The organism is Streptomyces sp. NPDC104226 (assembly GCF_055584085.1).
The window spans coordinates 427,917-453,074 of sequence record NZ_JBVJMS010000007.1; the positions used below are offsets into that span (position 1 = coordinate 427,917).

At 73.3% G+C, this 25,158-nt stretch carries 19 protein-coding genes; 9 read left to right on the forward strand and 10 right to left on the reverse strand.

Going from position 1 to position 25,158, the window contains the following annotated elements:
* The first annotated feature begins 116 nt into the window (after window positions 1-116).
* From ACZ60J_RS23910 to moeZ, 9 genes are all read left to right on the forward strand, one after another.
* Entirely contained in the window at window positions 117-1,856 is a 1,740-nt protein-coding gene (locus ACZ60J_RS23910; RefSeq protein ID WP_469684736.1) for an ABC transporter substrate-binding protein, read from the forward strand.
* Window positions 1,853-2,836, forward strand: a complete 984-nt coding sequence (locus tag ACZ60J_RS23915; RefSeq protein WP_469684738.1) for an ABC transporter permease — start codon at window positions 1,853-1,855, stop codon at window positions 2,834-2,836. Before ACZ60J_RS23910 ends, ACZ60J_RS23915 begins: the two co-directional genes overlap by 4 nt.
* On the forward strand, window positions 2,833-3,825 hold the full coding sequence (locus tag ACZ60J_RS23920; RefSeq protein WP_469684740.1) for an ABC transporter permease: 993 nt from the start codon (window positions 2,833-2,835) through the stop codon (window positions 3,823-3,825). The genes ACZ60J_RS23915 and ACZ60J_RS23920 overlap by 4 nt, the downstream gene beginning before the upstream one ends.
* On the forward strand, window positions 3,822-5,528 hold the full coding sequence (locus ACZ60J_RS23925; protein WP_469684742.1) for a dipeptide ABC transporter ATP-binding protein: 1,707 nt from the start codon (window positions 3,822-3,824) through the stop codon (window positions 5,526-5,528). Before ACZ60J_RS23920 ends, ACZ60J_RS23925 begins: the two co-directional genes overlap by 4 nt.
* 172 nt (window positions 5,529-5,700) lie before the next feature.
* Entirely contained in the window at window positions 5,701-7,509 is a 1,809-nt protein-coding gene (locus tag ACZ60J_RS23930; RefSeq protein ID WP_469684892.1) for a DUF3492 domain-containing protein, read from the forward strand.
* Entirely contained in the window at window positions 7,506-8,420 is a 915-nt protein-coding gene (locus tag ACZ60J_RS23935; protein WP_469684744.1) for a hypothetical protein, read from the forward strand. Before ACZ60J_RS23930 ends, ACZ60J_RS23935 begins: the two co-directional genes overlap by 4 nt.
* A 108-nt stretch (window positions 8,421-8,528) precedes the next feature.
* Complete coding sequence (locus tag ACZ60J_RS23940; protein WP_469684746.1) at window positions 8,529-9,545, forward strand: NAD-dependent epimerase/dehydratase; 1,017 nt, start codon at window positions 8,529-8,531, stop codon at window positions 9,543-9,545.
* Window positions 9,533-10,285, forward strand: coding sequence for a spherulation-specific family 4 protein (locus ACZ60J_RS23945; protein WP_469684747.1), 753 nt, complete (start codon window positions 9,533-9,535; stop codon window positions 10,283-10,285). The genes ACZ60J_RS23940 and ACZ60J_RS23945 overlap by 13 nt, the downstream gene beginning before the upstream one ends.
* A gap of 63 nt (window positions 10,286-10,348) precedes the next feature.
* Window positions 10,349-11,527, forward strand: coding sequence for an adenylyltransferase/sulfurtransferase MoeZ (gene moeZ / locus ACZ60J_RS23950; RefSeq protein ID WP_254384022.1), 1,179 nt, complete (start codon window positions 10,349-10,351; stop codon window positions 11,525-11,527).
* A gap of 81 nt (window positions 11,528-11,608) precedes the next feature.
* Here moeZ and ACZ60J_RS23955 read toward each other — a convergent pair whose 3' ends face one another.
* The 10 genes from ACZ60J_RS23955 to narH all read right to left on the reverse strand — a co-directional run bounded on the left by ACZ60J_RS23955 (window position 11,609) and on the right by narH (window position 25,156).
* Window positions 11,609-13,186, reverse strand: a complete 1,578-nt coding sequence (locus tag ACZ60J_RS23955) for an alpha/beta hydrolase (protein WP_469684749.1) — start codon at window positions 13,184-13,186, stop codon at window positions 11,609-11,611.
* Window positions 13,187-13,270: 84 nt separating this feature from the next.
* On the reverse strand, window positions 13,271-15,799 hold the full coding sequence (locus ACZ60J_RS23960) for an ABC transporter permease (protein ID WP_469684751.1): 2,529 nt from the start codon (window positions 15,797-15,799) through the stop codon (window positions 13,271-13,273).
* Between the two features lie 90 nt (window positions 15,800-15,889).
* The gene (locus tag ACZ60J_RS23965) at window positions 15,890-16,636 is read right to left on the reverse strand and encodes an ABC transporter ATP-binding protein (RefSeq protein ID WP_469684894.1); all 747 of its coding nucleotides are present in this window, start codon (window positions 16,634-16,636) and stop codon (window positions 15,890-15,892) included.
* 702 nt (window positions 16,637-17,338) lie between these two features.
* Window positions 17,339-18,595, reverse strand: a complete 1,257-nt coding sequence (locus ACZ60J_RS23970; RefSeq protein ID WP_469684896.1) for a sensor histidine kinase — start codon at window positions 18,593-18,595, stop codon at window positions 17,339-17,341.
* 5 nt (window positions 18,596-18,600) lie between these two features.
* A complete protein-coding gene (locus tag ACZ60J_RS23975; protein WP_469684898.1) occupies window positions 18,601-19,290 on the reverse strand; it encodes a response regulator transcription factor in 690 nt (229 codons plus the stop codon).
* 252 nt (window positions 19,291-19,542) lie between these two features.
* On the reverse strand, window positions 19,543-20,922 hold the full coding sequence (hemG, locus tag ACZ60J_RS23980; protein WP_469684753.1) for a protoporphyrinogen oxidase: 1,380 nt from the start codon (window positions 20,920-20,922) through the stop codon (window positions 19,543-19,545).
* Window positions 20,923-20,989: 67 nt separating this feature from the next.
* Window positions 20,990-22,210, reverse strand: coding sequence for a TIGR04053 family radical SAM/SPASM domain-containing protein (locus ACZ60J_RS23985; protein WP_469684755.1), 1,221 nt, complete (start codon window positions 22,208-22,210; stop codon window positions 20,990-20,992).
* Window positions 22,207-22,932 (reverse strand): respiratory nitrate reductase subunit gamma, encoded by a 726-nt coding sequence (narI, locus tag ACZ60J_RS23990; protein ID WP_469684756.1) that lies wholly within the window; start codon window positions 22,930-22,932, stop codon window positions 22,207-22,209. Before narI ends, ACZ60J_RS23985 begins: the two co-directional genes overlap by 4 nt.
* Window positions 22,932-23,630: a nitrate reductase molybdenum cofactor assembly chaperone gene (gene narJ, locus ACZ60J_RS23995; protein WP_469684758.1), complete on the reverse strand. Its 699-nt coding sequence runs from the start codon at window positions 23,628-23,630 to the stop codon at window positions 22,932-22,934. Before narJ ends, narI begins: the two co-directional genes overlap by 1 nt.
* Entirely contained in the window at window positions 23,627-25,156 is a 1,530-nt protein-coding gene (gene narH, locus ACZ60J_RS24000) for a nitrate reductase subunit beta (protein ID WP_469684760.1), read from the reverse strand. The genes narJ and narH overlap by 4 nt, the downstream gene beginning before the upstream one ends.
* Window positions 25,157-25,158: the final 2 nt, after the last annotated feature.

The window sequence follows — 25,158 nt, forward strand, 5'->3', positions numbered from 1 at the left end:
TTCTTCCGTCCCGCCGTCGGCACGCCGCCGACCGCCCGGACCCCCCGGAGCACACACCGCTGCCCCTCGCGTGGCCTTTTCCGCATCTCCCTTCACGCCGAGAGGTCCTCTTTCCCATGGCCCGTCAGTCCCTCATATCGCGCCGCGTGGCCGCGGTCGCCGTCAGCGTCGTTCTGGCCGGGGGCGCCGCCGCCTGCGGGCCCACGGACGGCACGGACAAGGCCTCCGCCGGCGACAAGGCCGGCGCCGCCGGGGCCGCCCCGCAGAAGGGCGGCACCCTGACCGTCCTCAACAACGAGCCGCAGAGCGACTTCGACCCGGCCCGCCTGTACACCTCCGGCGGCGGCAACGTCCCCTCGCTCGTGTTCCGCACGCTCACCACCCGCAACCGCGAGGCCGGCCCGGCCGGCGCCAAGGTGGTGCCCGACCTGGCCACCGACCTCGGCAAGCCCAACGCCGACGCCACCGAGTGGACGTACACGCTCAAGGACGGGCTGAAGTACGAGGACGGCTCGCCGATCACCACCGCCGACATCAAGTACGGCATCGAGCGGTCCTTCGCCGCCGAGCTGTCGGGCGGAGCCCCGTACCTGCGCGACTGGCTGGTCGGCGGGGAGTCGTACGAGGGTCCGTACAAGGACGGTGGCAAGGGGCTCGACTCGATCGTCGTACCCGACGCGAAGACGATCGTCTTCAAACTCCGCAAGCCCGAAGGGGAGTTCCCCTTCCTCGCCACACAGACGCAGTTCGCGCCCGTGCCCAAGGCCAAGGACACCGGGGTCAAGTACGAGGAGCACCCGGTCTCCTCCGGCCCGTACAAGGTCGTCAAGAACGAGAACGACGGCGAGCACCTCACCCTGGAGCGCAACGCGCACTGGGACGAGAAGACCGACGAGGAGCGCAAGGCCTACCCGGACACGATCGACGTCCGCTCCGGGCTCGACGCGGCGGTCATCAACCAGCGCCTGTCCACCAGCTCCGGCGCCGACGCGGCCGCCGTCACCACCGACACCAACCTCGGCCCGGCCGAACTGGCGCAGATCGGGGCGGACAAGGAGCTGGAGGGCCGGATCGGCACCGGCCACTTCGGCTACGTCAACTACCTCGCCTTCAACCCCAAGATCGCCCCCTTCGACAACCCGAAGGTCCGCCAGGCCATCTCCTACGCGATCAACCGCACCAGCGTCATCAACGCCGCCGGCGGCTCCGCCCTCGCCGAACCCGCCACCACCTTCCTGCCCGAGCAGGAGGCCTTCGGCTTCACGAAGTACGACCACTTCCCGGCCGGCAAGACCGGAGACCCGGCCAAGGCCAAGGAACTGCTGGCCGAGGCGGGCTACAAGGACGGGCTGACCATCACCCTCACCCACTCCAACGCCCAGAACCGGCAGACCAGCCCCGAAGTCGCCACCGCCGTGCAGCAGGGCCTCGCCGCCGCCGGGATCACCGTCAAGCTGGAGGGGCTGGAGAACAACGCCTTCAACGAGAAGCGCTGGGACGTCAAGAACACCCCCGGCTTCTTCCTCTCCCGCTGGGGCGCCGACTGGCCGTCCGGCGCCCCCTTCCTCGCCCCGATCTACGACGGGCGGCAGATCGTCACCAACGGCAGCAACTACAACCACGCCCAGCTGAACGACCCGGCGGTCAACACCGAGATCGACGAGATCGCCAAGCTGACCGACCTCGCGGCGGCCGGCAAGCGCTGGGGCGCCCTCGACAAGAAGATCGGCGAGCAGGCGCTCGACGTACCGCTCTTCCACCCCGTCTACAAGCGGCTCGTCGGCAAGGACGTCAAGAACGTCGTCATCAGCGACTGGACCGGAGTCCTCGACGTCTCGCAGGTCGCGGTCAAGTGACGCTCCTCGCACAGCAGTCGACGTCCGGCCCCGGGGTCACCGCCCCGGGGCCGGGTGCCGGGCGGCAGCTCCTGCGGCGGCTGCGTGCACGGCCCTCGGCCGTGGCGGCGGCCGCCGTCCTGGCGCTCCTCGTCCTCCTCGCCCTCGCCGCCCCGCTGTTCGCCCACCTCACCGGCCAGGACCCCAACGCCTATCACGACGAACTCGTCGACTCCGCGCGCGGCGGCGTCCCGCTCGGCTCCTTCGGCGGGATCTCCGGCGAGCACTGGCTCGGCGTCGAACCGGGCACCGGCCGCGACCTGTTCACCCGGCTGCTCTACGGAGCCCGGATCTCCCTGCTCGTCGCGCTCGGCGCCACCCTCGTCCAGGTCCTCGTCGGAGTCGTCGTCGGACTCGCCGCCGCGCTCGGCGGCCGGTTCGCCGGCCAGGTCGTCAGCCGGGTCACCGACGTGATGATCGCCCTGCCCATGCTGGTGGTCGCCATCGCCCTCACCGCCGTCGTCCCGTCCGGGTTCCCGCGGCCGCTGCTGCTGATCCTGGTCATCGGACTGCTCGACTGGGGCGGCCTCGCCCGGATGGTGCGCGCCCAGACCCTCTCCCTCAAGGAGCTGGACTTCGTGGACGCCGCCCGGCTCTCGGGCAACGGCACCCTGCGGATCGCCCGCCGGGAACTGCTGCCCTCGCTGGCCGCGCCCGTCATCACCCTCGCCGCGATCAAGGTGCCGACCGCCATGGTGGTCGAGGCCTCGCTGTCCTTCCTCGGGGTCGGCGTGAAGCCGCCCACCCCCTCGTGGGGGCAGATGCTGTCCAGCGCCCAGACCTGGTTCCGCGCCGACCCCGCCTACGTCCTGCTCCCCGCCGGGCTGCTCTTCGTCACCGTGCTCGCCTTCACCGTGCTCGGCGACGCCGTCCGCACGGCCCTCGACCCGCGCGAGGACTCGCGGCTGCGGATCGGCACCAGAAAGGAGCGCACGGCGTGACCCGCTTCGTGCTCAAACGGACCGGCGGCGCACTGCTCGTGCTGCTCACCCTGTCCGTCGTGATCTACGCCCTCTTCTACCTGGTCCCCGGCGACCCCGCCCGCCTCGCCTGCGGGGAACGCTGCAACCCGGCACAGATCGCCCAGGTGCGCGAACAGCTCGGACTGAACGAGTCGGCGGTCGCGCAGTACCTGCACTTCCTCCAGGGCCTGCTGGTGGGCCGGGACTCCTCCGGCGGAGCCGGGCTCGTCCTGCACTGCGACGCGCCCTGCCTCGGATTCTCGTACCAGAACGACCAGCAGGTCACCGCGCTGCTGCTGGAGCGGCTCCCCGCCACCCTGTCGCTGGCGCTGGGCGCGCTCGTGATCTGGCTCGTGATCGGGGTCGGCACCGGACTGCTGTCCGCACTGCGCCGGGGCGGGTTCACCGAGCGGGCACTGACCGTGGTCACCCTGGCCGCCACCGGCACCCCCGTCTTCATCCTCGGACTGCTGCTGCTCATGGCCGTCTGCGCCTACCTCCAGTGGCTCCCCTTCCCGACGTACGTACCGCTCGGCGACGACCCCGAGCAGTGGGCGTGGAACATGCTGCTGCCCTGGGTCACCCTCGGCTTCTTCGAGAGCGCCAAGTACGCCCGGCTGAGCCGCAGTTCCATCCTGGAGACGCTCGCCGAGGACCACATCCGCACCTTCCGCGCCTACGGGGTGGGGGAGCGGGCCGTCGTGACCCGGCACGCCGTGCGGGGCGCGGTGGCCCCGGTGATCGCACTCAGCGCCGTGGACTTCGGCACGATGATCGGCGGCGCCGTGCTGACCGAGTCGCTGTTCGGGATCCCCGGGCTCGGCAAGACCCTCATCGACGGCGTACGGGTGGTGGACCTGCCCGTGGTGGTGGGCGTCGTCCTCGCCATCGGCGCGGCCGTCGTGATCGCGGGAGTCGTCGCGGACGTGCTGTACGCCGTCGCGGACCGAAGGGTGGTTCTGGCATGACGAACGCTTCGCTGGTGGACGTCACCGGCCTCACCGTCGACTTCCCGGCCGGCCGGCCGGGGGAGTGCGTACGGGCCGTGGACGGGGTGTCCTTCACCTTGGAACCCGGCCGCGCCCTGGGCATCGTGGGGGAGTCCGGAAGCGGCAAGTCCACCGTCGCGGCAGCCCTGTTGGGGCTGCACCGCGGGACCGGTGCGCGGGTCGGCGGCACCGTCCGGGTCGGCGGCACCGACGTGGGCACGGCCTCCCCGGGGGAGCTCCGAGAGCTGCGCGGGGCCGTCGCCGCGATGGTCTTCCAGGACCCGCTGAGCTCCCTGGACCCGTACTACGCCATCGGCGACCAGATCGCCGAGGTGTACCGGGTGCACGCCTCCGTGACGCGGCGTGCGGCGCGGGCCCGGGCGGTGGAGGTGCTGGACCGGGTGGGCATACCCGACGCGGCGCGCCGCTCCCGGGCGCGGCCGCACGAGTTCAGCGGGGGGATGCGCCAACGGGCCCTGATCGCCATGGCGTTGGCGTGCGAACCGCGGCTGCTCATCGCGGACGAGCCGACCACGGCGCTGGACGTCACCGTCCAGGCGCAGATCCTCGACCTGCTGCACGGGCTGCGCGAGGAGCGGGGGCTCGGTCTGCTGCTGGTCACGCACGACGTGGGCGTGGCGGCTTCGAGCGTGGACGCGGTGCTGGTCATGCGGGACGGGATGGTCGTCGAGCGGGGCCCGGTGGGGTCGGTGCTGTCGGCGCCGGCCGATCCGTACACCGTCGCCCTGCTGGCGGCCGTACCGAGGCTCGACGCGGTGGGGGCGCCGCCCCGGCCGGGGGCTTCACGGGCGCTGCCCGTACCCGCGCCCCACGCGCCGGCGGGCCCCGATTCGGAGGGGCCGGACGCGCCCGTCGTCGAGGCGTTTTCGCTGCGGAAGGAGTTCGGGCGGGGGAAGCGGCGGGTGGAGGCCGTGGGCGGGGTGTCGGTCTTCGTGCGGAGCGGGGAGACGCTGGGGATCGTCGGGGAGAGCGGCAGCGGCAAGAGCACCCTCGGGCGGATGCTCGTCGGGCTGCTGGAGCCCACCTCCGGGCAGGTCCGGCGGGACGGAGCGGTGAGCGCCGGGGTGGTCCCCGGGGTGCAGATGGTGTTCCAGGACCCGGTGTCCTCGCTCAACCCGCGCCGTTCCATCGGCGAGTCGATCGCGGACCCGCTCCGCGCGGCGGGCGGGAGGGACGGGCGGGCGATCCGGGACCGGGTCGGCGAACTGCTCGTCCGGGTCGGGCTGGAGGAGGCGCACTACGACCGGTACCCGCACGAGTTCAGCGGAGGCCAGCGCCAGCGCGTCGGCATCGCCCGGGCCCTCGCGCCCCGGCCCCGGCTGATCGTCTGCGACGAGCCCGTCTCGGCCCTCGACGTGACCACTCAGGCGCAGGTCACCACCCTGCTGGCCGAGCTCCAGCGGGAGCTCGGGATCGCCCTGGTGTTCATCGCGCACGACCTCGCCGTGGTGCGTCAGGTCAGCGACCGGGTCGCGGTCATGCGGGGCGGGGTGATCGTGGAGGAAGGGCCCGTCGACGAGGTCTACGACCGGCCGTCCCACGCCTACACCCGGGAGCTGCTGGCCGCCGTCCCGTCCCCCGACCCGGCCCTGGCCGCCGCCGGCCGGCTCGGCCGGCGCCGTGCGCACCGTTCGGACGAAGTCCTCGCGGTCTCCTCGTAGTTCTTAGCGTGCTCGAACGCGAACCGTACGGGAAAGTTACGACTCTTCACCCCTTCCGGTGGCGCGACGGACAACCGTCCGTCGCGCCTTCGGCATATCCGCTTGAGTTCGTATCCGGCGGGTCCCCGGACCGACGGAGACCGCCTGAAACGGGAGATCGGGGGTGCCACTCGTGCGGATCGGACTGCTCACGGAAGGTGGTTATCCGTATGCGACGGGGGAAGCGAGGCTGTGGTGCGACCGGCTCGTGCGCGGGCTTCCCCAGCACGAGTTCGAGCTCTACGCCCTGAGCCGCAGCGCCGAACAGGAGGAGCACGGCCGGGTGCCGCTGCCCTCCCACGTCACCCGGGTGTGCACCGCCCCGCTGTGGGCGCCGGCCGACGACGGGCGCAGCTACCGCCGCCGCGAACGCCGCCGCTTCGCCGCCGCCTTCACGGAACTGGTCCGCGGGATCTGCGGAGCCGACCCCGCCCGGTTCGCGGACGGGCTGTACGGGCTGGCCGCACTCGCCTGGGAACAGGGCGGGCTGTACGAGGCACTGCGCTCGGAGACGGCCGTACGGGCGGTGGAGTCCGCCTGTCGCGCCCCCGAGGCGAGCAGGGCCGTACAGCGGGCCCAGGTCGCCGACCTGCTGGAGTTCGTGGACGAACTGGAGCGGATGCTGCGGCCGTTGTCCCTCGACTGGTACGAGGACCTGCGCGAGGTCGACGTCTGCCACGCTGCCGCGGGCGGGGTGGCGGCCCTCCCCGGGCTCCTGGCCAAACGCTTCTTCGGAGTGCCGCTCCTGGTCACCGAGTACGGGGTCCAGCTCCGGGCCCACTACCTCGAACACTCCGCGCGCGAGGAGCGGCCGGCCGTACGGGCCCTCCTCGCGGCCTTCCACACCCGGCTGGCCGGCGAGATCTACTCCCAGGCCGACCTGCTCACCCCCGGCAACGCCCACGCCCGGCGCTGGCAGGAACGCTGCGGGGCCTCCCGCGAGCGACTGCGCACGATCTACCCCGGGATGGAGGCGGACCGATTCGCCGCCGTGGGCGAGGACCCGGAGTGCGGGGACCCGCACACGCTGGTCTGGGTCGGCCGGGTGGACCCCGCCAAGGACCTGATCGCCCTGCTGCACGCCTTCGCCGAGGTGCGCCGGGCCGAACCGCGCGCCCGGCTGCGGATCTTCGCGACCGCCGTCGGGACCGGCACCGGCGTCGCCACCGCGGGCCCCGGCGGCCCCGCCGGGGCGGGGAACCACGCGGTCGGGCACGGCTACCTGGCCGACTGCCGCTCGCTCGCCGCGCAGCTCTTCCCCGACGAGGCCGCGGACGCCCACGCGGTCGGCGAGAACCCGGTCACCTTCGAGGAGATCGGCGGACCCGACGTGCCGTCCCCGGCCCACGCGTACGGCTCCGGACGGGTGGTGGTCCTCTCCTCCGTCATCGAGGGCTTCCCCATCACCCTGGCCGAGGCGATGTTCTGCGGCCGGGCCACCGTGTCCACCGACGTCGGCGCCGTCGTCGAGGTGATCGGCGGCACCGGACTCGTCGTGCCGCCGCGCAATCCGCGCGCGCTCGCCGAAGCCTGCACCACGCTGCTGCAGGACCCCGAGCGGGCCCAGCGGCTCGGGTCGGCCGCCCGGGCCCGGGCCCTCGAACTCTTCACCGTCGAGCAGAACGTCGCCGCCTTCCAGGAGTCCTACCTGAGGCTGCTGGCCCGCGGCCCGGCCCGCCCCGACGGCGCCGGGGTGCCCTTCGAGCAGCCGCCCGAGGCCCGCGTCCCGGGCCACTGGGCCACCCCCACCTGGGCCGTCCCGCACCCCGAACCCGCCGCCCCGCACCCCGAACCCGCCGCCCCGCACCCCGAACCCGCCGCCCCGCCCGCCGACGACCCGGCCGGACCCCCGACCCGCGGGGACGACGCCGACACCCATCCGGGGCTCATGGTCCCCGCCGCGCGCACCGAACGCGCCCCGAGTCCGGAGGCCTCCCCATGACCGTGCCCCTGGACGAAGCCGTCCCTCCCCTGGACCCGCCGCCCCCGCCCCGCCGGGCCCGCTCCGCCGGGGACCCCGTCAAGGCGCTGCTCCACCGCCACCGCGAGCTCTGCGCACACGCCGTGGACCCGCTGGAGATCGCCGCCGGGCTGGAGGCGCACGGCATCACCGACCGCACCGCCGCACGCTTCCGCCACCGGGACGTCTTCTCCCTCGCGGAGGAGCTCTACGCCCGGACCCCCCGCGACGGGGCCCCGCCCGCCCCGCAGGCCGGGATCCCCGTCCACGCCAAGGCCGTACGGGGCTTCGGCTACGCGCTGCTGCCCGGAACGCTCGCCCTCGGAGCGGCCGCCGCCGCAGTGCCCTGGGCCGGAGCCCTGGCGGTGCTCGTCACCGTCGCCGCGCTCGGACGGCCCGGCCGGGCCACCGGGGGCCGGTTCACCGCCGCCGTGTACCTGCTGGCCGCCGCCGCCCTCGGCTGGGCCGTCCACCGGTACGGGACCCCGCTCGGGACCGCCCTGGCCGTGGCCGTCGCCCCCGGACACCTGGCCGGCGCCGTCTTCGCGGCCCGCGCCCGGCGCAGGCTCGCCGGAAGCCGGGCCCTGGAGGACTTCGCCGACGGGGTGAGACCGCTGCTCCTCGGGACGCTCGCGCTGTACGCCGCGGCCGCCGCGGGGGCGGCCGCACTGGCCGGGACCACCCCGGCGGTGGCCGTACCGCTCGCGGTGCTGCTCCTGCTGACCCGGCTGCTGCTCGGCCACGGAGCCCCCCGCGGAGCCCTCGCGGCGGCGCTGGCCCTCGTACTCGCCCTGCTCCCCGTCCCGGCGGCGCCGTTCGCCGCCGCAGCGGGGGTCCTCGTACCCGCCGTCCTCGCGCTGTCGCGGGCCTCCGCGCACGCACAGCGCCCCTGAACCTTCGGAAGCAGACACCGAAGCGCCGTACCCCCTGACCCGATCCACCCATCCAGCAAGGAGAAACAGAGACATGACCGGCCAGCCAACCAACCAAGGGGACGCGCGATGAGGGTGCTGCTGATCGGAGCCAACGGATACCTCGGGCGCTACGTCGCGGACCGGCTGCTCGCCGACCCCGCGGTCCAGCTCACCGCGCTCGGCCGCGGCGACGACGCCGACGTCCGCTTCGACCTCGCCACCGGCAGCCCCGGCGCGCTCACCCGGTTCCTCGACGCCGTCCACCCGGGCGTCGTCATCAACTGCGCGGGAGCCACCCGCGGCGGTGCCCGCGAGCTCACCCGGCACAACACGGTCGCCGTGGCCACGATCTGCGAATCGCTGCGCCGCAGCGGGTGCGGCGCCCGGCTCGTCCAGCTCGGCTGCGCCGCCGAGTACGGGCCCAGCCAGCCCGGGTCCTCCACGGCCGAGGACGCCGTCCCGAGACCGGGAGGGCCCTACGGAGTCAGCAAACTGGCCGCCACCGAACTCGTCCTCGGCTCCGGCCTGGACGCCGTGGTCCTGCGGGTCTTCTCGCCCGTAGGCCCCGGCACCCCCGCCGGATCCCCCCTCGGCCGGCTCGCCGAAGCCATGCGGCGCGCGATGCAGTCCGGGGACGGCGAGCTCAAGCTCAGCGGGCTCGGCGTCCAGCGCGACTTCGTCGACGTCCGGGACGTGGCGCGGGCGGTGCACGCCGCCTCGCTGTCCGCGGCCCAGGGCGTCGTCAACATCGGCACGGGCCGGGCCGTCCGGCTGCGCGACGCGGCCGCCGTGCTGGCGCGGGTCGCCGGATACGGAGGCTCGCTGCACGAGATCGACGTACCGCAGCACGGACAGCACCCGCAGGCGCACGGGCACCCCGGCCGGCCCGCCGGGCTCGCCGCCATCGGCTCCCCGCGCTCCGAGGCCACGGCCGAACAGCTCGCCGCCGTGACCGCCCAGCCGCCGTACCCCTACCCGGACGGCTGCGGAGCCTGGCAGCAGGCGGACGTCCGTACCGCCCGCGACCGGCTCGGCTGGCGGCCGCGGATCAACCTGGAGGAGTCCCTCGCGGACATCTGGATGGAGGCGGCGTGCCGCATCTGACCACCCCGCCGACGGCCGGCCAGGCCGCCACCGAGGCGGGCCGGCTGGGATTGGGGGTCCCCGGGTACGCGCACCCGCTGATGGCTCCGGTGGAGTGGGCCGAGCTGACCCGGCCCGGGACGCCGCTGCACTGGGCCGTCCTGAACGTCACGGACGGGCCGGGCGGCCGGCCCGACCCGCACTGCACGGACGCGGCGGCCAAGCTCCGCAGGTCGGGCGGCGCGATCCTCGGGCATCTCGCCATGCGGGACGGGGAGCGGTCCTTCGGGGAGCTCGTCTCCGATGCCCACCGCTTCCGGGACTGGTACGGAGTCGACGGCTTCTACCTCGCGGACGCCCCGGCCGGAAAGGCCGAACTGGCTGCCGTGCGCCGGGTCACGGACACCCTGCGGGGGCTCGGCGAGGGCCTGCGGATCGTCCTCGGACACGGCACCCACCCCTACGAGGGGTACACGGAAACCGCAGACCAGCTGGTCACCTTCGCCGGGTCCTGGGCCGACTACCGGTGGTCGCAGGTGGCGGAGTGGACGGCGGACCATCCGCCCGAGACCTTCTGCCACCTCGTGCACGGCGTACCGCGCACACACCTGGAGGAAGCGCTCCGGATCGCCCGCTGGCAGGGTGCCGGAACCATCTGGTTCACCGACCGGCGCGGGGCCGCTCCCCTGGACCCGTGGGCCTCGATGCCCGGGTACTGGGACGAAATCGTCTCGCGGATCGGACCGGGTGTCTCGGAATGAAGGAGGGCGTGGCAGTGTTACGGGAAGAACCACCGTTAAGACTTAACCATCTACGGAGTCCCCGTGTCGCTGCCACCCCTGGTAGAGCCAGCTGCTGAGCTCACCGTTGACGAGGTCCGTCGGTACTCCCGCCACCTGATCATCCCCGATGTGGGGATGGACGGCCAGAAGCGCCTGAAGAACGCCAAGGTGCTGGCCGTGGGCGCGGGCGGCCTCGGCTCGCCCGCCCTCATGTACCTGGCCGCGGCCGGCGTGGGCACGCTGGGCATCGTGGAGTTCGACGAGGTCGACGAGTCGAACCTGCAGCGCCAGATCATCCACAGCCAGGCGGACATCGGCCGTTCCAAGGCCGAGTCGGCCCGCGACAGCGTGCTGGGCATCAACCCGTACGTGAACGTGGTCCTGCACGAAGAGCGGCTCGAAGCCGACAACGTGATGGAGATCTTCAGCCAGTACGACCTCATCGTCGACGGCACGGACAACTTCGCCACGCGCTACCTCGTGAACGACGCCTGCGTGCTGCTGAACAAGCCGTACGTGTGGGGCTCGATCTACCGCTTCGACGGCCAGGCCTCGGTCTTCTGGTCCGAGCACGGCCCGTGCTACCGCTGCCTCTACCCGGAGCCGCCCCCGCCGGGCATGGTCCCGAGCTGCGCCGAGGGCGGCGTGCTGGGCGTGCTCTGCGCGTCCATCGGGTCCATCCAGGTCACCGAGGCCATCAAGGTCCTCACCGGCGTCGGCGAGCCGCTGGTCGGCCGTCTGATGATCTACGACGCCCTGGAGATGCAGTACCGCCAGGTCAAGGTCCGCAAGGACCCCGACTGCGCGGTCTGCGGTCCGAACGCGACCGTCACCGAGCTCATCGACTACGAGGCCTTCTGCGGCGTCGTGTCGGAGGAGGCCCAGGAGGCCGCGCTCGGCTCGACGATCACTCCCAAGCAGCTCAAGGAGTGGATCGACAACGACGAGCCGATCGAGATCATCGACGTCCGTGAGATCAACGAGTACGAGATCGTCTCGATCCCCGGCGCGAAGCTGATCCCCAAGGGCGAGTTCCTGATGGGCACCGCCCTCCAGGACCTGCCGCAGGACAAGCGCATCGTCTTGCACTGCAAGACGGGTGTCCGCAGTGCGGAAGTCCTCGCGGTCCTGAAGTCCGCGGGCTTCGCGGACGCGGTCCACGTCGGCGGCGGCGTCATCGGCTGGGTCCACCAGATCGAGCCCGAGAAGCCGGTCTACTAGACCCACCGGCAGTCACCCGGAGGGGCCGTACCTCGCGCGCGCGAGGTACGGCCCCTCCGGCGCGTCCCGGTGCGGGACGCCCTAGACGGGCGAGGTCGGCGCCGGGGACTTCGACGCCGTGCACACCGTGCCCGCGCCGGGGACCTTGCCGTCCAGCAGGTAGGAGTTCACGGCCTGCTGCACGCAGGGGTCGCCGCTGTTGTAGGCGCCGTGCCCCTCGCCCTTGAAGGTGAGCTCCACGCCGACGCCGGGGCCGAGCCGCTCCACCATCTTGCGGGCGCCCTCGTACGGGGTCGCCGGGTCACCGGTGTTGCCGATCACCAGGATGGGCGCCGAGCCGGGGGCGGAGACGTCCGGGGTGTTCCAGGCGCCGGCCACGGGCCAGTCGGTGCAGCCCAGCATGGCCCAGCCGAGGAAGTCCCCGAAGACGGGGGAGGCGGCACGGAACTCGGGCAGCTTCGCCTTGGTCTGCGCGAGCGTGTAGCGGTCCTTGGAATCGGCGCAGCTGATGGCCGTGTTGGCCGACCCGATGTTGCTGTACGTGCCCTTCGGGTCGCGGCCGTTGAGGGCGTCCGACATGGCGAGCAGCAACTGCCCCTGGCCGCCCTCGGCCTCGTCCAGACCCTGTTCCAGCAGGGGCCAGGCCTCCTTGGAGTACAGGGCGAAGGCGATGCCGTTGGTCGCGGAGTCCTCGGTGAGCAGCCGGTCGCCGGAGCCGGGGATGGGCTTGACCGCCAGCTCCTTCTGGAGCTTGACGATGTTCGCCTCGATCTCCTTGACGGTGCTGCCCTGGAGCTGGCAGGAGTCGCCGCGGTTCACGCAGTCCTGGGCGAAGTTGTCGAGCGCGAGCTGGAAGCCCTTGGCCTGGCCGAGGGCCCCCTCCTCGGAGTTCTTGGTCGGGTCGACCACGGCGTCGAAGACGGCCCGGCCGACGTTCCTGGGGAAGAGGTGGGCGTAGACCCCGCCGAGCTCGGTGCCGTACGAGATGCCGAAGTAGTACAGCTTCTCGTCGCCGAGGGCCTGGCGGATCCGGTCCAGGTCACGGGCCGCGTTCTCGGTGCCGACGTGGGGCAGCACCTTGCCGGACTTCGCCTCGCAGGCCTCCTTGTACTTCTTGGAGGTGGCGAGGAAGGCCTGCTCCTCCTCCGGAGTCGTGGGGCTGGAGTCGGAGGCGTAGTACGCGTCCAGCTGCTTGTCGTCCTCGCACAGCACGGGCGCGCTGCGGCCCACCCCGCGCGGGTCGAAGCTGACCAGGTCGTACCGCTCGCGCAGGGCCCCGTACTCCTTCGCCGCGCCGGGCAGCGTGGTGATGCCGGAGCCGCCGGGGCCGCCGAAGTTGAAGACGAGGGAACCGATCCGCTTGTCCTTGTCGCGGGCCTTGGCCCGGATCAGGGCCAGCGGGATCGTCTCCCCCTCGGGCTCGGCGTAGTCCAGGGGCACGTCGAGGACGGCGCACTGCCAGTCCTTGCCGGGGACCTGCCCGCCGCCCTCGGCGGCGGTGGGAGCCTGGCAGTCGCCCCACTTCGGTTTCTTGATGCCCTGGGCGGCGCCGTCCTTGCCCCTCTTCTCCTTGCCTCCGCCGTCGGAACAGGCACTGGTGGCGAGCAGCGCGGCGGCAGCGGCGGCGGCAGCGGCGACCCGCAAGGCGTGTGTGGGCATGTCTTCATCCTGTGCGCGCCCCGCGCGCCCCGCCCCCGAGCTGACCCGTCCGGGTTACGGGGGCGGGGCGTACGGGGTGAGCCGTCACTGCGCGGCGGTCGCCGCGGGGATGTCGACGCCGGCAGCCCTGCGGGCCGGCCAGAGGGAGGCGAGGAGAGCGCCGGCCAGGGCGAGCAGCACCCCGAGGGCGAGCCGGCCCCACGGGATGACCAGGGCGTATCCCGCGACGCTCTCCTGGAGGGTGTTGCCGAGGGCCCAGCCCGTGAAGATGCCCATGGCCGTGCCGACGGCCGCGCCGAGGGCGCCGACGAGCAGGGCCTCGATGCGGATCATCCGGGTCACTCCGGTGCGGTCCAGGCCGAGGGCGCGCAGCGTGCCGATCTCCTTGCGGCGTTCGAGCACGGACATCGCGAGGGTGTTGGCGATGCCCAGGGCTGCGATCACCAGGGCCATGCTGAGCATCGCGTAGAAGAGGGAGAGCTGGTCGCCGATGCCGCTGGTGTCCTCGGAGCGGATGGCCGCCTTGTCGAGGACGGACAGGGCCGGGTTGTCGCCGAGCGCCTTGACGACGCTCGCGAGCTGGGCCCGGCCGGGTCCGCCCGCGGTGGCCACGACGATCGAGTCGGTGTGCGGGGCGGGGTCGAAGCGGGCGACCAGCGAGTCGGGTGCGGTGATGCTGGGCAGCACCTTGCTCTGTTCGTCCGCGTGGTAGATCGCGCCGATGGTGAGCTCGCCCTGCTGGTCCAGCCGCTTCACGGGGAGGGTCTGGCCGACCTTCCAGCCGTTCTGCCGGGCCTTGTAGTCGGCGACGGCGACCTTGCCCTGACCGAGGCTGTCGAGGGAGCCCGCGGTCACCTCGTAGCGCAGGAGGCGGCCGATGGCCGCGGGGTCGACGCCGGTCAGGACCGAGCGGACGCCGCCGATCTGGTACTCGGTGGACTGGTTGAGCGGGCTGTAGGTGGCGCCGGTCAGCTTCTTGAGGGGTTCGGCGGTGGCGGGGGTCATCCGCTGCCCGCCCGCGGGGGCCTGCACCAGGTAGTCGGCGGTGATGTCGCGGGTGGTCGCGCCCTCGAGGTACCGGGTGGCGGAGGCGCCGAGGACCGACAGGCCCGAGGCGAGCGCGAGGGCGATGGCGAGCGCCGCGGCGGTGGCGCCCGTACGCCGCGGGTCGCGCACGGTGTTGCGGGCGGCGAGGTCGCCGTGCACCGGGCTGTAGCGGAGCAGCAGCGGCCGGAGCAGGGCGGTGAACGGCCGGGACAGGAGCGGGATGAGGGCGATCGCGCCCGTCAGGGTGAGGGCCGCGCCGAGGCCGATGACCGGCCGGGCGTCACCGTCGCCCGCCAGGGCCCCGTACAGGGTGGCGGCCGCTCCGGTGAGGAGCAGGGCGGCGCCGATCCCGGTGCGCAGGGAGCCGGTGCGCGCGGGCGCGGCGGGTTCGGCGGCGCCGAGCGCGGCCACGGGCGGGATGGCCATGGCACGGCGGACCGGCACCCAGGCGGCGATCACGGGCAGGACGGTGCCGACCACCAGTGCGATGACCACCGTGGAGGGCAGCAGGGTCAGCGGGGCGTCCGGGCTGTCGGCGGACGAGAAGAGGGCCTGGAGCAGGGCGGCGACCCCGGTGCCGGCCAGGATGCCGGCCACCGAGGCGACCAGGCCGACGAGCACGGACTCGGTCAGCAGGATCCGGCGGACCTGCTTGCGGGTGGCGCCGACGGCCCGCATCAGGGCCAGCTCCCGGGTGCGCCGGGAGACCAGCATGGTGAAGGTGTTGGAGATGAGGAAGGTGGCCACGAACAGGGCGACCGCCGCGAAGCCCACCATGATCTGGCTCATGGTGTCGCTGTGGCCGGAGGCGAGGTTCGCCTGGAGCCGGGCGAGGAAGGCGCCGGTGACCGCGGTGGAGTCCTTGGGGATCACCGCTTCGACCCGGGCGCGGAGCTGTGCGGCGTCGGTGCCGGGGGCGGCCGTGATCTCGATGTCGGTGTACCGGCCGGGCTGGAGGTACAGCCGCTGGGCGGTGGCGTTGTCGAACAGCACGCGGCTGCCCCCGGGGGACAGCTTCGAGGCGTCGGTGCGGAAGATCCCGCTGAGCCGGTAGGACTCGGCGCCGGTGCTCGTGCCGACGCGCACGGTGTCGCCGATGCGGTAGCCGCCCTTGGAGGCGGAGGCCTCGTCGAGGGCGACGGCCTTGCCGTCGACCGGGCCGGAGCCCTCCGTGAAGGCGTAGGCCGGGTCCGTTCCGTCCTTGCCCGGGGCGAAGTTGCCGCCCTTGCGGAAATCGGCGCTGCCCAGCAGCCGGCCCTCGCGGTCGGCGACGGCGGCGAAGCCGTCGACCCGGCCCGCGGCGGCGGCGACACCGGGAACCTCGGCCAGGGAGGCCGCGGTGCGGGCGTCGAGGGTGGCGGGCGGGGCGCCGGGCACGGTGCTGGGCGAGATGTTGAGGGAGATGCGGTCGAAGCCGGCGCTCGCCCGGTCGACGGCGGCCTGCTTCTGGCTGTCGCCGTAGACGAGGCTGCCGGTGACGAAGGTGACCCCGAGCATGACCGCGAACACGGTCATCAGCAGGCGGGCCTTGTGCGCGAGCACGTTGCGCAGGGCGGTACGGAACATGGGATGCGGATCCTGGGAGGCTGGCCCGGGGAGCGGGCGGGCGGCGGGGGCTGGCGGCTGGCGGCTGGTTCGTGCGGAAGCTCGTACGGGTCAGCTCGTGCGGGAGCGCGCGTCGAAGGCCTTCATCCGGTCCAGGACCCGGTCCGCGGTGGGCTGCACCATCTCGTCGACCAGCCGGCCGTCGGAGAGGAAGACCACGCGGTCGGCGTAGGCGGCGGCGACGGGGTCGTGGGTGACCATGACCACGGTCTGGCCCAGCTCGCGCACGGAATCGCGCAGGAAGCCGAGGACCTCGGCGCCGGCGCGGGAGTCGAGGTTTCCGGTGGGCTCGTCGCCGAAGATGATCGAGGGGCGGGCGATCAGGGCCCGGGCCACCGCCACGCGCTGCTGCTGCCCGCCGGAGAGCTGCGCGGGACGGTGGCCGAGCCGCTGCGAGAGGCCGGTCAGGGAGACCACGTGGTCCAGCCACTGCCGGTCGGGCTTACGGCCGGCGATGGTCAGCGGCAGGGTGATGTTCTCCAGCGCGGTCAGCGTCGGCATCAGGTTGAACGCCTGGAAGATGAACCCGATCCGGTCGCGGCGCAGCCGGGTGAGCTGCTCGTCGTTCAGGGAGCCGAGCTCGGTGGTGCCGATGCGGGCGGAGCCGGAGCTGAAGGAGTCGAGCCCGGCGGCGCAGTGCATCAGCGTGGACTTGCCGCAGCCGGAGGGGCCCATGATCGCGGTGAACCGGCCCTCGTGGAAGGAGATGCTGACGCCGTCCAGGGCCACGACCCGGGTGTCGCCGCTGCCGTAGACCTTCGAGAGGTCGGTGGTCGCGGCCGCGATGCCGGTGGGCAGGGAGTGCGGATGGGGGGTGACGGGGGCGGCGGTCACGGGGACTCTCCTCTTCGGCGCGGGAAGCTGCACTCCGAAGGGTGTCCGGGGGAGGTATCGGGGTCTGGGCCGCCGCGTATCGGAGGCGGCGCCGGTGTGTATCGGTCCCGTAGCGGGCGCGCGGGCGGGCTGCCGCTGCGCGGGGCGAGGTCCCCTACCCGCCCTTCGCCCGTTCCCCGGGGCTCCGCCCCGGACCCCCTCCGGAGGCTCCGCCCCGGGCCCTCTCGGGGCTGTGCCCCGGGCCCCCGTCGGGCTGTGCCCCGAACCCCCTCCGGAGGCTGTGCCCCGCGCCCTCTCGGGGCTCCGCCCCGGACCCCCGTCGGGCTGTGCCCCGGACCCCCTCCGGAGGCTGTGCCCCGGACCCCCTCCGGAGGCTCCGCCCCGGCCCCGTCGGGGCTGTGCCCCGGGCCCCTTCCGGGCTCCGCCCCGGCCCCGTCGGGGCTCCGCCCCGGGCCCCTTCCGGGCTCCGCCCCGGGCCCCTTCCGGGCTCCGCCCCGGCCCCGTCGGGGCTGTGCCCCGGCCCCCTTCCGGGCTGTGCCCCGGGCCCCTTCCGGGCCGTGCCCCGCGCCCCCTTCCGGGCTGCGCCCCGGGCTCCTGCCTCCTCCGGGCTGTGACCGGGAGCCCCTTCCGGGGTGTGCCCCGGGGGTGGGTGGGCTGGGGTGGTGGTCAGGTCGGGAGGTGGAGGGTGGCTTGGGCGCCGCCGGTCGGGGGGTTTTCGAAGTGGAGGTCGGCGCCCAGGACTTGGGCCTGGCCCAGGGCGATGGTGAGGCCCAGGCCGTGGCCCGTGCCGCGCTCCGCCCGGCCCGTGTGGAAGCGGCGCGGGCCGTGGGTCAGCAGGTCGGCGGGGAAGCCGGGGCCGTGGTCGCGTACGACGACCGTGCGGCCGGTGACCGTGACCCGGACCGGGGCCGCCCCGTGCCGGTGGGCGTTGACGACGAGGTTGCCGACGATCCGTTCGAGGCGGCGAGGGTCGGTCTCCACGCTCCCGGCCCGCTCGGCGAGGTCGACGTCGACCTCGGTGGGCAGGCCGGTGCGCGTCACGGCCTCGGAGACGACCGCGCCGAGCGGAACCCGTGCGTGGACCGGGAGTTCGGCGCCCGCGTCCAGCCGGGAGACCTCCAGCAGGTCCTCGACGAGCCCGCGCAGATCGCGGACCCGGGCCCGGATCAGGTCCTCCGTCTCGCCGGGCGGCAGCAGGTCCGCGGTGGCCAGCAGTCCGCCCACGGGCGTGCGCAGTTCGTGGGCCACGTCGGCGGTGAAGCGGCGCTCGTCGCGCAGCCGGCGGGCGAGGGTGTCGGCCATGAGGTCGACGGTGGCGGCGATGCCGGACACCTCGTCGTGGCCCTTGGTGGGCCCGGTACGGGCGTCCAGGTCCCCGTCGGAGATCCGCAGGGCCGTTTCGGAGACCCTCCGCAGCCGTCGGGCGAGCACCCCGGCTCCGTAGGCGGCCAGCGGGGTGGCGGCGGCGAGGGCGATGAGCGAGGCCACCGCCATGGTCCGGTCGAGCCGGTACAGCTCGCCGAACTCGGTGTTGATGGTGATCTGGACGGCCAGGACGGGGCTGCCCGGGCCGGCGACCCGCTGGGCGCCCCAGACCGTGGGGTCCGTGCTGCCGGGGACGTTCCCGCCGTAGGACACGTGCGGGTCGTCGTCGGTCGGGCTCTGCAGGGCGTACGGCAGGTCCGCGGGATCGAGCCGGGCGTCGCTCGTCAGGGTCTGGGAACGCCGGTAGACGTCCGTGGCCGAGGTGACCCTGCTGAGGGCCTGTCGTTCGGCCCGGTGCCGGATGTCGTGCGAGGTCCATCCGTGTACGAGGAGGCCCACGACGAGCGCGACCAGGCAGCCCGTGGCGGCGGCCAGTGCGGCGATCTTCCAGCGCAGGGTCAGCAGGGGCGGGCGGGGCCGGCCGGGGGAGGAGGTCACCGCTCTCAACGCCTGAGCTTGTAGCCGAAACCGCGGACCGTTTCGATCCGGTCCCGGCCGAGCTTGCCGCGCAGCCGCTGCACGCACAGGTCCACGACCCGGCTGTCGCCGTCCCAGCCGTAGTCCCAGACGTTGCGCAGCAGGGTGTGCCGTTCGAGCACGATGCCCGGGTGGGCGGCGAACTCCAGCAGCAGTTTCAGCTCGGTCGGGGTGAGTGCCACCGGGGTTCCGCCGACGGCCACGTCGAGGCCGCCGGTGTGGAGGGTCAGGTCCCCGAAGGTCAGCAGCTCGCCCTCGGCGGGGTCGTTCCCTTCGGCCGGGGCGGCCTCGTTCTGACCAGACGCCGGGGCGGGTGCGGGTGCGGGGGCGTAGGTGGCGCGCCGCAGCAGCGAGCGGATGCGGGCCACGAGCACGTTGGTGTCCACGGGCTTGACGACGTAGTCGTCCGCCCCGGCCTCCAGACCCGACACGATGTCCAGCCCGTCTCCGCGCGCCGACATCATCAGGACCGGGACCAGGCTGGTCTCCCGGACCTTGCGGCACAGGCCGATCCCGTCGAGGCCGGGCAGCATCACGTCGAGGATCAGCAGGTCGAACTCCTCGTCGCGGAAGGATTCGAGGCCGGTGAGCCCGTCGGCGGCGGCCCGCACCGTGTATCCGTAGCGTTCCAGGGAGACGGTGAACGAGCGGCGCATCAGCTCGTCGTCCTCCACCAGCAGCACGCGGACGGGCCGCGGGGAGGCGGGGGCCGGGGCGGGGGAGGACACGGAGGACGACTCCTGTTCGGCGGACGGGTACCTGTGAAGAACGATAGGGCCGCGGCCGCCGCGAACGGGCCGGCCACGGCCCCGGGGGCCGAACGGATGAGGAGCCGAGCGTCCGCGGATACCCGCCCGATACGAACGGGGACCCGGCCCCCAGCCCTACGGCGCCCGAGCGGCTCCGCCCTACTGCTGCGCCAGGACCTGCTTCGCCGCCGCGCGCCCGGTCGCGACGCAGGCGGCCACGCCCACGCCCTCGTACGCCGCACCGCACAGGGCGATGCCCGGGAGCTTGCCGGCGGCCTCGCGGATGCGGGCGACGCGCTCGCGGTGCCCGACGCCGTACTGGGGCAGGCCCCGGTCCCAGCGGGTGACGCGGGTGGCCAGGGGCTCTCCCATGGGTCCCACCGCGTGGTGGAGTTCGGCGATGGCCGAGCGGACCAGGTGCCGGTCGGGGCGGCTGAGCAGCTGGTCCTCGCCGATGCGGCCGATGGAGGCGCGGAGCACGAAGGTCTCGGGGGCCGCGTCGTGCAGCCAGGACCACTTGTTGGAGAGGAAGGAGGCGGCCTTGAGGGTGTGGCCGTCGACCGGCGGGACCAGGAAGCCGTTGCCCTGGGGGAGGAAGTGGGCCTGGGCGCGGGAGAAGGCCATGGTGATGACGGCCGTCGACGCGTGCGGGATCGAGGAGAGCTCCTCCTCGGCGATCGGGGAGTGGGGGCGCAGCAGCTCCGCCGCCGCGAAGGCGGGCAGGGCGAGGATCACCGCGTCGGCCTCCATCGTCAGCGCGCCGTCCCCGGTCATCGCCTGGACCCGCCAGCGGCCGCCGGGGCTCTGCTGGAGCGAGCGGGCCGTCGTCCCGGTGAGGATGCGGGCCCCGCAGGCTTCGGCGACGGCGGCCGGGAAGCGGCCGGTGCCGCCGACGACGCCCTGGACGGCCACGGCCGCCGAGCGGGGGGCGCCCGCGGCGCGCATCCGGCGCAGGGCCGGGAGGAGCGGGGTGCCCTGTTCCGCGAGAGCCGCGATCCGGGGCATGGCCGCGCGCAGTGAGAGCCGCTCGGCGAGGCCGGCGTAGACCCCGCCCAGCATGGGTTCGACGAGCCGGTCCACGGCCTCCTGGCCGAAGCGGCCGCCGAGGTACTCGGTGACCGAGCAGTCCTCGGTGAGCGGGGTGGCCGGGAGGGTCTCCTCGGCGGCGACGCGTGCGACGCCCTCGGGGGAGAGCAGTCCGGTGCCGATCAGTGCGGAGGGGTCGGTGGGGACGCCCATCACGTGGCCGGCGGGCAGCGGGCGCAGGGCGCCGTTGGTCCAGATGGTGGTGGCGGCCTTCGCGGGATCGCAGAGGGCCTCGCCGAGTCCGACGGCGGCGGCCAGTTCCACGGCCTCCGGGCGCAGGGCCATGAGGGATTCGGCGCCCTCGTCGACGGTGATGCCGGCGATGGTGCCGGTCCGGAGCTTCCCGCCGACCTTGGCGTGGCTCTCCAGGACGGTCACGTCGGCCTGGCCGCGCAACTGCCATGCGGCGGCCAGACCGCTGATACCGCCACCGATGACGATCACTGAACGCATTGTGTTCTCCCGTGGCCGGAGCCGTGGTCGATATGTTCCCATATGAAACATATGGGGGCGGGGTGAGTCAGCGCCTCATGCTTTCGGCCAGGATCCGGAGGTCCTCCTGGTAGGGGAAGCTGCCGGGCTCGTACGCGCAGTACGGGTCCGCTTCCAGCACGTCGCGCGTGAAGCCGTACGCCCGCGAGCGCGAGCCCCCGCACACCGTCTTGAACTCGCACGCCCCGCACTTCCCGCGCAGCAGCGCGGGGTCGCGGAGCTTGGTGAAGAGCGCCGAGCCGCGGTAGATCTCGGTCAGCGGGTGGTTCTTCACGTTGCCCGCGGAGAGCGGCAGGAAGCCGCTGGGGTGCACCTCGCCCGTGTGCGAGATGAAGACGAAGCCGCGGCCCGAGGACACGTCCATGGGCGGCCGGCGCACGGCCCGCTGCTCCCCGCCGAAGACCCCCAGCTCGCGGGCGCGGGCCGAGAGGCGCTCGTGGAGCGGGCCCAGGACGGGCTTCTCGCCGCGTGCGTCCAGGACGGTGCGCTGCATGACGACCCGCCGGAAGTGGTGGCCCTCCGTGGTCTTGGTGGCCATCACCGCCCCGCAGTCGTACAGGAAGTGCAGGACGTCCTCGATCTCGGCGGCGGTCAGCGAGTCCAGCTGCTCCCCGCGTCCGGTCGGGACCAGCACGAAGCCCGACCACAGCATCGCGCCCTCGCGCTTGACCAGCGCGGCGATGTCGGCCAGGTCCTCCAGGCTGTCGCGGGTGACCGTGGTGTTGATCTGGACCTTGAGCCCGAGCTCACGGGCGGCCCGCCAGCCCTCCAGCGTCCAGTCGTAGACCCCGGGCACCCCGCGGAAGGCGTCGTGCCGCTCGGCCGTCGAACCGTCCAGGGAGAGCGACAGCGCGATGGCCCCCGCTTCCCGCACCGCTACGAGGTTCTCGCGGGTCAGCGTCGGCGTCCCGGAGGGGGACACCGCGACGCGCAGCCCGAGCGAGGTCCCGTACGCGACGAGGTCGGTGAGGTCGGCGCGCTGGAAGGGGTCCCCGCCGGTGATCACGAAGAGCGGGCTGGGCTTGCCGAAGGCGGCGATCTGGTCCATCACCCGGCGGGCGTCGACCCCGTCGAGCTCCTCGGGGTGGCGCAGGGTCTGCGCCTCGGCCCGGCAGTGCAGGCAGGCCAGCGGGCAGGCCCGGGTGGCCTCCCAGATGACGATGAAGGGCCGGTCGGAGACCGCGTGGCGGGGGCTGCGGACGACCGAGGGGGCGGAGCGGGGGGCCGCCGGACCGGGGCGACGGGTCACGAGACCCGCTCCCAGCCGCGCTTGCTCGGGCGGTTGGCGAGCTGCTTCGGGTCCCGCTTGCGGTAGACCACGTACGGCCGGAACAGGTACTTCAGCGGCACGGAGAACATGTGCACCAGGCGCGAGTACGGGATCAGCGCGAACAGGACGAAGCCGAAGATGATGTGGATCTTGAAGGCGAGCGGGGCGGCCGCCATCAGGTGGTAGTCCGGGCTGAAGGTGAACAGGCTGCGGAACCAGAGCGAGATGCCGTCGCGGTAGTTGTACCCGTCCATCATTCCGGCCGAGTTGAGCATCGTGGCCGTCAGCCCGAGGACCATCGCGCCGAGCAGGCACGCGTACATCGCGTGGTCGCTGCGCAGCGTCGCCCGGCGCACGGCCGGGACCTTGAAGCGCCGGTAGACGAGGATCCCGATGCCCGCGGCGGCCGCGACGCCCGCGAGGGTGCCGGTGCCGAGCGCGATCAGGTGGTAGGCGTGGTCGCTGACGCCCACCGCGTCGGTCCAGCTCTTCGGGATCAGCAGACCCACGACATGGCCCAGGACCACGAAGAGCATGCCGAAGTGGAAGAGCGGCGAGCCGATGCGCAGCAGCCGCGACTCGTGCAGCTGCGAGGAGTGCGTGGTCCAGCCGAACTTGTCGAACCGGCCCCGCCACACCGTTCCCGCGATCAGCAGGGCGATCGAGACGTACGGGAAAACGCCCCACAGGAGGAGGTCCATCAGGCGGGCATCCTTTCGGGTGTCGTGGGCCAGGGAAGGTCGGTCGGAGCCGACAGCGGCAGGTCGGAGGGCATGTCGAGGCCCGGCCCGAAGGGTTCGAGCGCCGAGCCGGCGCCCACCAGCTCCTGCGGCGGCCCGTTCTTCGCGAGGGCCTTCGCCTCCGCCTTGGTCTCCGGGGAGGGGCCGGGCAGCGTCGCGCAGACGGCCTCCAGCACCCGGGCGTACGGGGACCCGGACTCGGTGAGCGCCAGGCGCAGCAGCTCCAGCCCGGCCCGGTGCTCCTGGAGCAGCTCGGTGCCTGCCTCCTCCTGGCGGGCGGCGAACTCCAGCGCCACCGGAAGGAAGTCGGGCAGCTCCTCGCCCGCGAACTCCAGCCCGAAGTCCCGGTAGATCCGCTTCAGCCGGACCAGGGACAGCCCGCGCCGGCGGGTGTCCCCGTCGATCCACCAGGTGAGGTAGAGGCAGCGCCGGTTGCGGGTGTCGAAGGTCGAGGTGTACTGGGAGCACAGCTCGATCGGGGTCTGCCGCTCGGCCTCGTCGAGGAACGTGCCGAGCAGTGCGGCCGGTTCGGCGGGCGCCCCGGCGAGGGCCGCACGCAGCCGCGGGAGTTCGTCGTGGAAGTAGTCGCCGGGGTACTGCAGGACGCAGCCCGCGACCAGGCGCAGCAGCGCATCACCGCTCAGCGCGTATCTGTTCACGAACTCCTCCTCGTCGTGCCGAGGTTGAGCATCACCCGGGGCTCGGGCAGCGCGCCGACGGGGCAGCCCTGGTCGGCGGCGTCCAGCGGGTGGGTCTCGGCGAGCGCCTCGGCGTCGGCGCGGGCCGCCGTCGGGATCACGAACCGGTCCTCGATCTTGGCGATGGCCAGCAGGCGGAACATGTCCTCCATCTCCTGCCCGGTCAGCCCGACGGCCTCGGCGATCGACTCGTCCTTCGCCTCGCCCAGGTTGACCCGGCGCATGTAGGCGCGCATCGCGGCCATCCGGCGCAGCACCGCCTCCACCGGCACGGTGTCGCCCGCGGTGAGGATCGCGGCCAGGTACTCGACGGGGATGCGCATCGCGTCGATCGCGCCGAAGAGGTTCCCGGCGTCCTCGCCGTCGCTGCCGGTGGCGGCGACCGCCTCGACGACGGGGGAGAGCGGGGGCACGTACCAGACCATCGGCATGGTCCGGTACTCCGGGTGGAGCGGGAGGGCGACCTGGTAGGTGGCGATCAGGTCGTAGACGGGCGAGCGCTGCGCCGCGTCGATCCACTCGTCGGTGATGCCGGCCGCGCGGGCAGCGGCGATCACGGCCGGATCGGACGGGTCCAGGAAGCACTCCACCTGGGAGGGGTACAGGTCGTGCTCGTCCTCGACCGCGGCGGCCTCGGTCACCTTGTCGGCGTCGTAGAGCATGACGCCGATGTAGCGCATGCGGCCCACGCAGGTCTCCGAGCAGACGGTCGGCATGCCGACCTCGATGCGCGGGAAGCAGAACGTGCACTTCTCGGCCTTGCCGGTCTGGTGGTTGAAGTACACCTTCTTGTACGGGCACCCGGACACGCACATGCGCCAGCCGCGGCACTGGTCCTGGTCGACCAGGACGATGCCGTCCTCCTCGCGCTTGTACATCGCGCCCGAGGGGCAGGAGGAGACGCACGCGGGGTTGAGGCAGTGCTCGCAGACGCGCGGCAGGTAGAACATGAAGCTCTGCTCGAACTCGAAGCGGATCTTCTCGCCGACCTCGTCGCGGATCTTCTCGACGATGGGGTCCTTCGGCGCGTTCTGCGGGGCACCGCCGAGGTTGTCGTCCCAGTTCGGACCCCACTCGATCTTGTCGATCGGCTCGCCGGTGACCTGGGAGACGGGCCGCGCGGTGGGCATGTCGTCGCCCGCCGGAGCCTCGGTGAGGTTCTTGTACTCGTACGTCCAGGGCTGGTAGTAGTCCTCGATCGCCGGCAGGTCCGGGTTCGCGAAGATCTTGCCCAGCTTGGCGAGGCGGCCGCCCGCCCGCAGGCGGAGCTTGCCGGAGCGGGTGCGCTCCCAGCCGCCCTTCCACTTCTCCTGGTCCTCCCAGCGGCGCGGGTAGCCCTGGCCGGGGAGGGTTTCGACGTTGTTGAACCAGACGTACTCGGTGCCCTGCCGGTTGGTCCACGCCTGCTTGCAGGTGACCGAGCAGGTGTGGCAGCCGATGCACTTGTCGAGGTTCATGACCATCGCGACCTGTGCCATGACACGCATGC